Source organism: Kitasatospora paranensis (assembly GCF_039544005.1).
Taxonomy (GTDB): domain Bacteria; phylum Actinomycetota; class Actinomycetes; order Streptomycetales; family Streptomycetaceae; genus Kitasatospora; species Kitasatospora paranensis.
The window spans coordinates 4,305,958-4,317,480 of sequence record NZ_BAABKV010000001.1 but is presented as its reverse complement, the minus strand read 5'-3'; the positions used below and the strand labels follow the sequence as shown (position 1 = coordinate 4,317,480).

9 protein-coding genes and 1 pseudogene are annotated in these 11,523 nt (G+C 74.1%); 2 read left to right on the top strand and 8 right to left on the bottom strand.

Annotation, left to right across the window (positions count from 1 at the left end; genetic code table 11):
- Nucleotides 1–47: 47 nt before the first annotated feature.
- From ABEB13_RS20790 to ABEB13_RS20780, 3 genes are all read right to left on the bottom strand, one after another.
- Nucleotides 48–1,727: an AMP-binding protein gene (locus tag ABEB13_RS20790; RefSeq protein ID WP_345706703.1), complete on the bottom strand. Its 1,680-nt coding sequence runs from the start codon at nt 1,725–1,727 to the stop codon at nt 48–50.
- The gene (locus tag ABEB13_RS20785; RefSeq protein WP_345706702.1) at nt 1,724–2,494 is read right to left on the bottom strand and encodes a class I SAM-dependent methyltransferase; all 771 of its coding nucleotides are present in this window, start codon (nt 2,492–2,494) and stop codon (nt 1,724–1,726) included. The genes ABEB13_RS20790 and ABEB13_RS20785 overlap by 4 nt, the downstream gene beginning before the upstream one ends.
- A 201-nt stretch (nt 2,495–2,695) precedes the next feature.
- Nucleotides 2,696–3,415, bottom strand: coding sequence for a helix-turn-helix domain-containing protein (locus ABEB13_RS20780; RefSeq protein WP_345706701.1), 720 nt, complete (start codon nt 3,413–3,415; stop codon nt 2,696–2,698).
- 299 nt (nt 3,416–3,714) lie between these two features.
- Between ABEB13_RS20780 and gap the strand changes: the two genes are divergently transcribed.
- On the top strand, nt 3,715–4,722 hold the full coding sequence (gene gap / locus ABEB13_RS20775; RefSeq protein ID WP_345706700.1) for a type I glyceraldehyde-3-phosphate dehydrogenase: 1,008 nt from the start codon (nt 3,715–3,717) through the stop codon (nt 4,720–4,722).
- Between the two features lie 82 nt (nt 4,723–4,804).
- A complete protein-coding gene (locus tag ABEB13_RS20770; protein ID WP_345706699.1) occupies nt 4,805–5,704 on the top strand; it encodes a pyridoxamine 5'-phosphate oxidase family protein in 900 nt (299 codons plus the stop codon).
- Nucleotides 5,705–5,774: 70 nt separating this feature from the next.
- Here the strand turns inward: ABEB13_RS20770 and aroA are convergent, their stop codons facing one another.
- The 5 genes and pseudogenes from aroA to ABEB13_RS20745 form a co-directional block, all read right to left on the bottom strand.
- Complete coding sequence (gene aroA, locus ABEB13_RS20765; protein ID WP_345706698.1) at nt 5,775–7,013, bottom strand: 3-phosphoshikimate 1-carboxyvinyltransferase; 1,239 nt, start codon at nt 7,011–7,013, stop codon at nt 5,775–5,777.
- Nucleotides 7,014–7,130: 117 nt separating this feature from the next.
- Nucleotides 7,131–8,291 (bottom strand): prephenate dehydrogenase, encoded by a 1,161-nt coding sequence (locus ABEB13_RS20760; protein ID WP_380231301.1) that lies wholly within the window; start codon nt 8,289–8,291, stop codon nt 7,131–7,133.
- The gene (gene aroH, locus ABEB13_RS20755; protein WP_100889330.1) at nt 8,291–8,665 is read right to left on the bottom strand and encodes a chorismate mutase; all 375 of its coding nucleotides are present in this window, start codon (nt 8,663–8,665) and stop codon (nt 8,291–8,293) included. Before aroH ends, ABEB13_RS20760 begins: the two co-directional genes overlap by 1 nt.
- Nucleotides 8,665–10,079, bottom strand: a pseudogene (locus tag ABEB13_RS20750) (class II 3-deoxy-7-phosphoheptulonate synthase). The gene aroH and the pseudogene ABEB13_RS20750 overlap by 1 nt, the downstream one beginning before the upstream one ends.
- A 178-nt stretch (nt 10,080–10,257) precedes the next feature.
- Nucleotides 10,258–11,514, bottom strand: coding sequence for a multidrug effflux MFS transporter (locus tag ABEB13_RS20745; RefSeq protein WP_345706696.1), 1,257 nt, complete (start codon nt 11,512–11,514; stop codon nt 10,258–10,260).
- Between the last annotated feature and the right edge of the window lie 9 nt (nt 11,515–11,523).

Sequence of the window (11,523 nt, the reverse complement as noted above, 5' to 3'; positions counted from 1 at the left end):
CGGGGGCCGCTCCCCTGTCCTCGTCGCACGGGCGTGCGGGTGCGGGGTCAGGCGTGGGCGGCCGGTCCGGCGGTCCCGGCCTCGTGGCGCTTGCGGAGTTCGGCGCGTCGCAGCTTGCCGATGCCGGTCTTGGGTACGTCCGCGCGGTCCAGGGTCACCACGGCGCCGAGCCGGACGCCGTACCGGTCCGCGACCAGGTCGCGGATCCGGTGGTCGGCCTCGGCCGGCGTGACGTCGCCGCGCGGGTGGTAGAAGACCACCAGCTCCTCGCGGCCCCCGGCCGGCTCGGTGCACGGCGAGACCACGGTGAACGACGGCTCGACGAAGGGGAGTTCCTCGACCAGGGCCTCGATCTCGTGGCCGTGGTACTCGGCGCCGTTGAGCTGGATCAGGTCGTCCACCCGGCCGGTCACGGTCAGGATGCCGTCCTCGATGACGGCGAGGTCGCCGGAGCGGAACCAGCCGTCCGCGGTGAAGGACTTGGCGTTCTGCTCCGGGTTCTCGTAGTAGCCGGAGAACACCGGGTCGCCGGTGACCTGGAGCCGGCCGACGGTGCCGACGGGCAGCGGGCCGTCGTGCTCGTCGACGATCCGCAGCCGGACGCCCGGGTGCGGACGGCCGACCGGGACGAAGCGCTCGTCGCCCATGGTGTCCGGGTCGAAGACGAAGTCGACGACTCCGGCCGAGGTCTCCGACATGCCCCAGCCGGGGTGCATGGCGGCCCGGGGGAGGCCGAAGGGGGCCAGCAGGTCCAGGAAGCGGCGGATCACCCGGGCCTTGACCGACTCGCCGCCGTTCATGATGTAGCGCAGGCTGCGCAGGTCCCAGTCCCGGCCGGCGATCTCCGCGGCCCGGTCGTTGACCAGGCCGAACGCGAAGTTCGGCGCCCAGGTGGTGTCGCAGCGGTGCCGGGAGATCTGGTCGAACCAGCGGGTCGGGTCGGCGAGGATCCACGGCGTCCGGGCGTGCACCTGGGTGCACCCGAGCAGCACGTCGCGGGCGTGGAACATGACCAGGCCGCCGATGTGGTCGAGCGGCATCCAGTTGAACGAGCGGCTGGTGACGTCGAGCTTGCGGACGGCCGCGGTGGCGGCCGAGCGGGCCAGGATGTTGCGGTGGGTGAGCGCGACGGCCTTCGGCACGCCGGTGCTGCCGGAGGTCAGCAGCAGCACCGCGAGGTCGTCCGGGTCGGCCCGGTGCAGGTCCTCGGCCGGGGCGTGGCCGCGCAGGTCGCCGGTGCGGCCGAGCCAGCGGCCGCTGTCGGTCATGGCGGCGGCGGGCCCGGGGCCGTCGTCGCCGACGACCACCCACGGCTGCCGGTAGCCGGCCCAGATCCACTCCAACTGGCGGGCGGCGGCCTCCGGTTCCTCGGCGGAGCCGGGCGGCACCGGGATCGGCACCAGGCCGCCGAGCACCGCGGCCCAGAAGGCGGCCAGCAGGTCGGGTTCGTGGCGGACCTGGAGCAGCACCCGCTCGCCCGGGCGGGCCCCGCCGGCGCGCAGCCCGGCGAGGATCCGGCGGGCGCCGTCGAGGAGTTCGGGGTAGCCGAAGGCGAGGTCGGAGCCGTCCTGGCGGATGATGTGGATCTGTCCGGCGTCGCTGCGGGCGGCGGCACGCACCAGGGCCTGGCCGAGGTCGGCGACCAGCAGTGCCGGGGCCGGGCCGCCGTCCAGGACGGCGTCCTGCGGCAGCTCGGTGGCGGGGGCGGGGATGGCGGGCGCGGTCATGCGGCGGCCTCCTGGGCATCGGCGGCGGCGCGGGCGACGAAGAGGAGCGGGCCCCGGCCGATCCGCGGCCCGGGCTCCTTGCGGAAGCCGCCGTACTCGGCGACGACCTCGAATCCGGCGTCGACCAGCAGGTCGCGCACCTCGGGTGCGGTGAAGACGGTCTGGTCGAAGAAGTTGGCGTACATGGAGACCCGGCCCTCGCCGTCGCGGGCGATGATGGTCTCCTCGTTGCGCCACACCGCGCGGTGGGCGTGCACGGACTGCCGGGCCAGGCGGGTGACCAGCAGGTCGTCGCCCTGGTGGTGGGCGATGATGTTCGGCTGGTAGCCGTCGACGAAGTTGAGCAGGTGGCCGATGTCGATGACGACATGGCCGCCCGGTGCGAGCCAGCCGAGGACGGTGGTGAGCAGCTGCCGCAGCTCGGCCCGGCTCAGCTGGTTCAGCGTGCTGAAGAGGCTGTACACCAGGTCGAACCGGTCGTCGGTGGTGAACTCCTCGGCCCGGGTGTGCACGTACGCGGTCGCGGCGGAGCCCGGGTCGGCGGCCGTGATCGCGTAGGCGGTGAAGGCCTCGCTCTGGTCGAGGCCGGTGCCGGGGTGGCCGAGCGCGGCGAGGGCGCGCAGGTTGCTGCCGGTGCCGCTGCCGATGTCGAGCACCCGTCCGCCCGGGGGCAGGTACGAGGCGAGGAACTCGGTCTCGGCGGCGAGGTCGCGGAAATCCTTGCGGATCACCTCGTAGTACTCGCCGGGGTATTCGAAGCTGGACACGGATGGCCTTTCGGTCGGGACCGGTGGCGCCGGTCGCCCGGGGGACCGGGTGGCGGGTCGGGTCGGGTCGGGGCACGGCTGGTGGAGCTGATCGGCGGCGGCGCGGATCGGCGGGGTGGTGCCGATGGGTCACGCGGCGCGGATCGGCGGGGTGGTGCCGATGGGTCACGCGGCGCGGATCGGACGGGTGGTGCCGATGGGTCAGGCGGCGCTGGGCAGGGGTTGGTGGTCCCGCCGGTAGGTGCGCGGCGAAAGGCCGTAGCGCTCCCGGAACAGCCGGCTGAAGTGCGAGGCGCCGTACAGGCCTGAGCGCTCGCCGATCATGGCGATGGTCAGGTGGGCGAGCCGCGGGTCGCGGAGTTCGGTGCAGCAGTGGTGCAGCCGTTCGTCGCGGATCCAGCTGGCCGGGCTCTGGCCGTGCTCCTGGAAGAGCTTCTGCAGGTAGCGCAGCGAGATGTGGTGCTGCTGGGCGAGCATCTCGGGCTTGAGCTCGGGGTCGGCCAGCCGGCTGCGGGCGAAGTGCTTGATCCGCTGGAGCATGGCGCGGCGGGCCAGGCCGGAGCCGCGGACGGGGCCCGGCGACCTCGGGTCGTGCTCCATGTAGTCGGCGCAGGCCTGGGCGACCAGCCCGGTGATGCCGCGGGCGAGCAACTCCGCCGTACGGCCGGCCGGCAGGGCGCCCTGGTCGGCGAGCCGCCGGAGCAGCTCGGGGACGGCGAGCGGGTCGGAGAGCGGGCACTGCACCCTCAGGTAGGACGCGCCGGCCCGGTCGCGCTGCTGGGTGGTCCGGACGGCGTCGGGGCCGGCGCCCGCCGTCTCGCCCTCGACGACGGAGATCCGGACCTGGCCCAGGTTGACCTCGCTGATGTGGTCCGCGACCGGTGGCGAGGTGTGCCCGGTCTCGGTGCGCAGAACATCCATGGCTCCCCCGCTGGGACGTGAGGCGGTTCACTGACACCCCGGGCCGCCCCGCGGAGAGGCTGACCCTCCATCATGAAAACATACCTTCGGGAAGGTATCTGGATGAAATCGGCACCACTGATGCCGTCGACGGGGGAAGGCTGCGTACCCGATCGTGCACAGGCCGCCAAGAACCCGTGCGCGGATCGACAACTCCGTGTCCTGGCCGCCGCCTAGCGTCGGGCGTACAGACCAGTGCCGGGCGCGCGGACCACCGGCGCTGCGCGCGCCCAGGTGCACCCACCAGAAGGGGCCCACCCGTGGCAATCAAGGTAGGCATCAACGGATTCGGCCGGATCGGCCGGAGCTTCTTCCGCGCCGCACTTGAGCAGAATGCCGACATCGAGGTCGTGGCGATCAACGACCTCACCGACGCGGCGACCCTGGCCCACCTCCTGAAGTACGACAGCACGCTCGGCAAGCTGCCGGTGCCGGTGTCGGCCGGTCAGGGCGAGATCACCGTGGACGGCCGCACGATCCGCGTCACCGCCGAGCGCAACCCCGCCGACCTGCCCTGGGGCGAGCTCGGTGTCGACGTGGTCATCGAGTCCACCGGCGTCTTCACCGACGCCGAGAAGGCCAAGGCCCACCTGGCCGCCGGCGCCCGCAAGGTGATCATCTCGGCCCCGGCCACCAACCAGGACCTCACCATCGCGATCGGCGTCAACGACGCGGTGTACGACGACGGGTCGCACACCATCGTCTCGAACGCCTCCTGCACCACCAACTGTCTCGCCCCGATGGCGAAGGTGCTGAACGACGCGCTGGGCATCGAGCACGGCCTGATGACCACCGTGCACGCCTACACCCAGGACCAGAACCTCCAGGACGGCCCGCACAAGGACCTCCGCCGGGCCCGTGCCGCCGCCGGCAACACCGTGCCCACCAGCACCGGTGCCGCGAAGGCCATCGGCCAGGTGCTGCCGGAGCTCAACGGCCGGCTCGACGGCTACGCGCTGCGCGTGCCGGTGGTCGTCGGCTCGGTCACCGACCTGACCGTCACGGTCGGCCGGGAGACCACCGTCGAGGAGGTCAACGCGCTGTTCGCCCGGGCCGCCGAGGGCGAGCTGGCGGGGATCCTGCGCTACACCGACGAGCCGATCGTCTCCAGCGACATCGTCACCGACCCGGCCTCCTGCATCTTCGACTCCGGGCTGACCAAGGTCATCGGCGGCACCCAGGTCAAGATCGTCGGCTGGTACGACAACGAGTGGGGCTTCTCCAACCGGGTCGTCGACACCGTGCGGCTGGTCGGCCGGCACGCCTGACGCGACCGGAGAACACCGCGGGCCGGGCGGGGGCGGGATCCTCGTCCGGCCCGCGGCACGGATGGCACAGAGAGGATGAGCGATGGTCAAGACCCCGTACCACGAGGGTGAGCAGGCGGTGCAGAAGCAGGCCGGCGAGGGCCATGCCGGCTGGGGCTCGCCGATGTTCGGGGCGGAGATCCCGCCGCCGTTCGACCTCTTCCTGCGGCGCCAGCGGATGCTGGTGATCGGCGGCGTGGACGACTCCGGCGCCGCCTGGTCGACCGTGGTCACCGGGCCGCGCGGATTCGCCGGCGCGACCGGCACCCGTACCATCGCCGTCCACGCGCTGCCGGTGCCGGGCGACCCGCTGGAGGGCGTGTTCGACCAGCAGCGGGACATCGGCATCCTCGCCATCGAGCCGCAGTCCAGCCAGCGCATCCGGATCAACGGAGTCGCCCGCCGCGAGGGCGACGGCCTGCTGGTCACCACCGAACAGGTGCTGGGCAACTGCCCCAAGTACCTGCAGCAGCGGGCGCTGCGGCCGGACGCCCCGGCGGGGCCGGCACCGCAGGTCCGCCGCTCCGCGCTGCTGGACGAGGACCAGCAGCGCTGGATCACCGGGGCGGACACCTTCTTCATCGCCAGCCGGGCGCCCCAGCACGGCGCCGACGCCTCGCACCGGGGCGGCGATCCCGGCTTCGTCCGGGTGACCGCGCCGGACCGGCTGGTCTGGCCCGACTACTTCGGCAACTCCTTCTACATGACCCTGGGCAACCTCCAGCTCGACCCGGCCTGCGGCCTGACCTTCCTCGACTGGGAGTCCGGGCACGCCCTGCACGTCACCGGCAAGGCCCGGATCGACTGGGACGAGGGACGGGCCAAGGCCGTCCAGGGGGCCCTGCGGCTGGTCGAGTTCGAGGTGGAGCAGGTGGTCGAGGTGCGGGACTTCACCACGCTGCGGTGGCGGTTCGCCGCACCGTCGCCGTTCAACCCGCGCTGAGCGCGGGTACCGCCGTCCCGCGGGACGGCGGTGCTCGAGGGCGCGCCCACCGGGCGCGCCCTCGGCCGTCTCACCCGAACAGCCGGGCGAACTCCGTGTGGAACTCCGGGAAGGTCTTGCCCACGCACGCCGGGTCGTCCAGCACGATGCCCGGCACCTGCAGGCCCAGGACGGAGAAGGACATCGCGATCCGGTGGTCCCGGTGGCAGTCCACCACCCCGCCGCGGACGGGGCCGGGGTGGACGGTGAGCCGGTCGGGGCCCTCCACCACGTCGACGCCGAGCCGCCGCAGGTTCCCGGCGACCGCGGCGATCCGGTCGGACTCCTTCCACCGGGCGTGCTCGATGCCGTGCACCGTGATCGGGGCGTCGGCCAGCGGGGCGATCGCCGCCAGCGTCATGAAGGTGTCCGAGATGTCCCCCATGTCGACCGCGAACCCGCCGCGCAGCCGGCCCGTCCCGGTGACCGTGGTGGCTCCCGCCCCGATCTCCACCCGGGCACCGGCCGTGCGCAGCACCTCGACGAACCGCAGGTCGCCCTGCAGGCTGTCGCGACCCAGCCCGGGCACGGTCACCGAGCGTCCGGTCACCGCGGCGGCGGCGAAGACGTACGAGGCGGTGGAGGCGTCCGGCTCGACGGCCAGGTCGGTCGGCCGGTAGCCGCCGTCGACCCGCAGCCGGCCGTCCGGCCCCTGGGCGACCTCGGCGCCGAAGCGCCGCATCAGGGCCACCGTCATGTCGATGTACGGGCGGCTGACCAGGCCCGCCGCATGGACGGTCAGCGGGGTGCGCATCAGCGGGGCGGACAGCAGCAGGCCGGTCAGGTACTGGCTGCTGGTGCTGGAGTCCAGGGCGAGTTCGCCGCCCTGCAGGCCGTTGGTGCGGATCACCAGCGGCAGCCCGCCGTCCGGGCCGGTCGCCACGTCGGCGCCGAGCCGGGCCAGCGCCCGGACGAGCGGGCCGAGCGGGCGGGCCCGCAGCTGGTCCGTGCCGTCGACCTCGAAGCGGCCGGAGCCGGCCGCGGCGAGGACGGGCAGGAAGCGGGCGGCCGTCCCGGCGTCCTCGCACCAGATCCGGGCCCGGCCGTGCGGCCCCCGGCCGGTGCCGTGCACCACCCAGTCGCGGCCGTCGTCGGTGACCCGGACACCGAGGTCCTCCAGGGCGCTGCGGAAAGCCACGGTGTCGGCGCTGACCAGCGGGTCGCCCAGCCGGCTCGGGCCGAGGGCCGCGGCGGCCAGCAGCAGGGCCCGGTTGGTGATGCTCTTGGAGCCGGGGATCCGGGCGGTCGCCGGCCCGACGGTGGTGGTCACGGGGTGCTCCTCTACGGGTTCGCAGGGCGGCCCGCCCCGGCGGTGGGCCGGGGCGGGCCGTGGTGGCGGTGCGGTCGTCGCGATGCGGTGGTGCGGTGGGCCGGGGGAGTGCGGTGGCTACCCGGGCACGGAGATCCGGGCGGGCTGGCCCCACTCGGGGTCGGCCGGGCCGGGCCGGGCCGACGGGTAGACCGGACGGACCCGCTGGACGGTCCAGCTCGCGGCGAGCAGCCGGTCGGCGAGCAGACCGGCCTTGTCGGCCGCCACCACCAGCTCGACCAGGCCGCTGGGCCGCCCGGTGGAGTGGTCGATGGAGACGTCCTCGACGTTCACGCCGGTCTCCTGGACGGCCGCGAACAGCCGGGCGAGTTCGCCGGGCCGGTCCCCGATCACCACCGGCACCAGGGCGCCGCCGACCGCGCCGGCCTTCCCGGGCAGCCGGGCCCGGCCGGCGTTCCCGCGGCCGAGCAGGTCGATCACCCGGGTCATCTCCTCGGCCCGGCGGGCCGCGTCGGCCACGGCGAGGCTGCGCAGCGCGTGCACCGTGGCGGCCAGGTCCTCCGCGAAGTCGGCGAGCACGTCGGCGACGGCCGTCGCGTTGGACTCCAGGATGTCGCCCCACAGGCCCGGGTCGCCGCCGGCGATCCGGGTCATGTCGCGCACCCCCTGGCCGGCCAGCCGGGACGCCTCCTCGGGCGCGTGCTCCAGCCGGGCGGCCATCAGGGCGGCCACCACGTGGGGGGCGTGCGAGACCAGGGCGACCGCGCGGTCGTGCGCGGTGCTCTCCATGACCACCGGCACCGCGCCGCAGAGCGCGACCAGGGCGAGCGCCCGGTTGAGCGTCTCCCGGGTGGTGTGCTCGCAGGTGGTGAGCACCCAGGTGCGGCCCTCGAAGAGGTTGGCGCAGGCGGCCAGCGGCCCGGAGCGTTCGCCGCCGGCCATCGGGTGGCCGCCGACGAAGCTGCCCGGGTCGGGTGCGGCCACCAGCACCGCCTGCTCCGGCTCGCGCTTGACGCTGGCGACGTCGGTGTAGGCGTACGCCAGCCGGCGGTTCTGGTGTTCGGCCAGGACCCGGCCCACCGAGCTCGGCGGGACGGCCATCACGGCGATGTCGACCGGATGCTCGGGTGGGTGGTCGACCCCGCCGCCGAGCGCGACGGCGGTGCGGACGGCGTTCCGGTCGGTGTCGATCAGGTGGACGAGGACGCCGCGCCGGCTGAGCGCGAGCGCCACCGAGGTGCCGATCAGGCCAGCACCGACCACCGCGGCGGTACGGATCATCGGGCGCCCGCCAGCCGGCCCGACAGGTCGGGCCGCAGTGCCCGCGCGCCGCCGAGGTAGACGTGGGTGATCGCGGCCCGGGTCAGCGGGGTCTCCGCGGTGACCAGTACCCGGACGGTCCGGGGCAGGCCGCCCTCCACGTCGAGTTCCTGCGCGCACATCAACGGCACGTCGGTGAGACCGAGTTCGCGGGCGGCCCGGGCGGGGAACCCGCTGCGCAGGTCGGGCGTGGCGGTGAACAGGATGGAGACCAGGTCGTCGGGGACGAGCGAGTTCGCCGCCATGACCTCGGTCAGCAGCAGCCTGGTCGCCTCCAGGACTTCGGCTGGGTCGTCCCGGTCGACCTGGACGGCGCCGCGGACGGCACGCATCAGCGCACCGCCTGCACGGTCGCGACGCCCGGCCCGGCGCCCTGGCTCGTCCCGGTGCCGGAGCCCCGACCGCGGTACATCTCGGCGACCAGGAACGCGAGGTCCAGGGACTGGCTGCGGTTCAGCCGCGGGTCGCAGGCGGACTCGTACCGCTGGTGGAGGTCCTCGGCGACCAGGCCGAAGCCGCCGCCGACGCACTCGGTGACATCGTCGCCGGTGATCTCGACGTGGATCCCGCCGGGGTGGCTGCCGAGCGCGCGGTGCACGTCGAAGAAGCCGGCCACCTCGTCCAGGACCGCGTCGAAGCTGCGGGTCTTGTGGCCGGTGGAGGCGGTGAAGGTGTTGCCGTGCATCGGGTCGCAGACCCAGGCGACCCGGGCGCCCTCGGCGGTGACCTTCTCCACCAGGGCCGGCAGCAGGTCGCGGATCCGCTCCGCCCCCATCCGGGTGATGAAGGTGAGCCGGCCCGGGGTCCGCTTGGGGTCCAGCCGGTCGATCAGCGTGAGGGCCTCGTCGGCGGTGGTGGTCGGGCCCAGCTTCACACCGACCGGGTTGCTCACCTTCGAGGCGAACTCCAGGTGAGCACCGTCGAGTTGGCGTGTCCGCTCGCCGATCCAGATCATGTGCCCGGAGGTGTCGTAGCGGCGCGTGGTGCGGCTGTCGAGCCGGGACATCGCGCACTCGTAGTCCAGGATCAGCGCCTCGTGGCTGGTGTAGAACTCGGTGCGGTGCAGCTCGGTCGGGTCGACCCCGCAGGCGCGCATGAAGGACAGCGCGCAGTCGATCTCCTCGGCGAGCCGCTCGTAGCGCTGGCCGGCGGGCGAGGTGCGCACGAAGTCCTGGTTCCAGGAGTGCACTTCGCGCAGATCGGCGTAGCCGCCGGTGATGAAGGCGCGGACGAGGTTCAGGGTGGCCGCGGAGTGGTTGTACATCCGCAGCAGGCGCTGCGGGTCGGGCACCGGGCCCCGGCGGTGAACTCCAGGCCGTTGACCGAGTCACCGCGGTAGGTCGGCAGGGTGACGCCGTCGCGGGTCTCGGTGGGCTGCGAACGCGGCTTGGAGTACTGGCCGGCGATCCGGCCGACCTTCACCACCGGCACCGAGGCGCCGAAGGTCAGCACCGCGGCCATCTGCAGCATGGTCTTCAGCTTGGAGCGGATCTGGTCGGCGGAGACCCCGTCGAAGGTCTCCGCGCAGTCGCCGCCCTGGAGCAGGAAGGCCTCGCCGCGGGCGACGGCGGCCAGGCGCGCGGTCAGGTTGTCGCACTCGCCGGCGAACACCAGCGGCGGGTAACTGCGCAGTTCGTCGCAGACCCGCTCCAGGGCGGCGGGGTCGGGCCAGTCCGGCTGCTGCGCGGCGGGCATGGACCGCCACGTCTGTTCGTCCAGTGGCGAGGGCAGGGTTCCGTACGGCATGGCGTTCTCCGGCTCGTGACGTGGATGCGGTGCGACGGGGCGTGCCAGGCACCCGGGAGGCGGCGCGACGTCCCGCGGGTGGAGCAGGGGTGGAGCAGGGGTGGAGCACAGGGGGGAGCAGGGGGAGCGGGCCGTCCCGCGGGCCCCGTGGGGCGCGGCGGGACGGCCCGGTGGGTCATCAGGCGTGCGCGGCCTGCTCGGCACGGGAGTCCGTGCCGGACGCGTCCGCGGGGGCGGCCGCGCCGCCGCCGCGGGTCAGCGCCGCGAAGCAGAGCAGCGCACCGGAGCCGAGCACCGCGATGACGATGCCCATGGGCACCGCGGTGCCCTCGCCGGCGAGGCCCACCAGCGGCACCACGGCGGCACCGATGATGTGCTGGGACAGGCCGAGCAGGGCGGCCGCGGAGCCCGCCGAGTCGCCGTGCTCCTGGAGCGCCAGCGCGGTTGCGGTGGGCATCACCAGGCCGACGCTGGAGACCACCACGAACAGCGCGATCAGCAGCGGCACCAGGCCGCCGCCGGCCAGCACGGTGACCAGCAGGCCGAGGCCGCCCACGCAGGAGCCGGTCAGGCCGGTGGCGAGCAGCACCCGCGGGCCCGTCCGGTGCACGATGCGGCCGCAGACCTGGGCGGCGACCACCAGGCCGCCGGCGTTCACCGCGAAGACCGCGCTGAAGCCCTGCGGCGACATCCCGTGGATGTCCTGGAGGACGAAGGGCGACCCCGCGATGTAGGCGAACATCGCGGCGAACGCCAGCCCGCACGCCAGGTTGTAGCCGACGAAGACCCGGTCCGACAGCAGCCGGCGGAAGACCGGGCCGGTGGCCCGCAGGCCGCCGGTGCGCCGGCGCGCGACCGGATGGGTCTCCGGCAGGCCGACGGCGACCACGGCGAGCATCAGCGCGCCGAGGATGCCGAGCAGGGTGAAGATGCCGTGCCAGGAGGTGAAGCGCAGGATCTGGCCGCCGGCCACCGGGGCGAGCACCGGCGCGATGCCGGTGATCAGCATCAGCAGGGCGAAGTACCGCGCGGCGGCGGCGCCCTCGTGCCGGTCGCGGACGACGGCGGCGGCGATCACGATGCCCACCGCGCCGCCCAGGCCCTGGATCGCGCGGAGCGCGACCAGCAGCCAGATGTTCGGCGCGACGGCGCACAGCAGGGCCGCCACGGTGTAGACGGCGAGGCCCCACAGCAGCGGCTTGCGGCGTCCGGCGGCGTCCGAGATCGGACCGGCGAACAGCTGGCCGAGACCGAGGCCGAGCAGGCAGGCGGTGAGGCTGAGCTGACCCGCGGAGGCGCTGGCGTGCAGGTCGTGGGTGAGGTCGGGCAGGCCGGGCAGGTAGGTGTCGTTGGACAGCGGGCCGAGTGCGGTCAGGGCGCCCAGGATGACGACGACCGCTCCGCCGCCCTTGGCCCTGGCGTCGGTGGATGACATGGTTTTCGG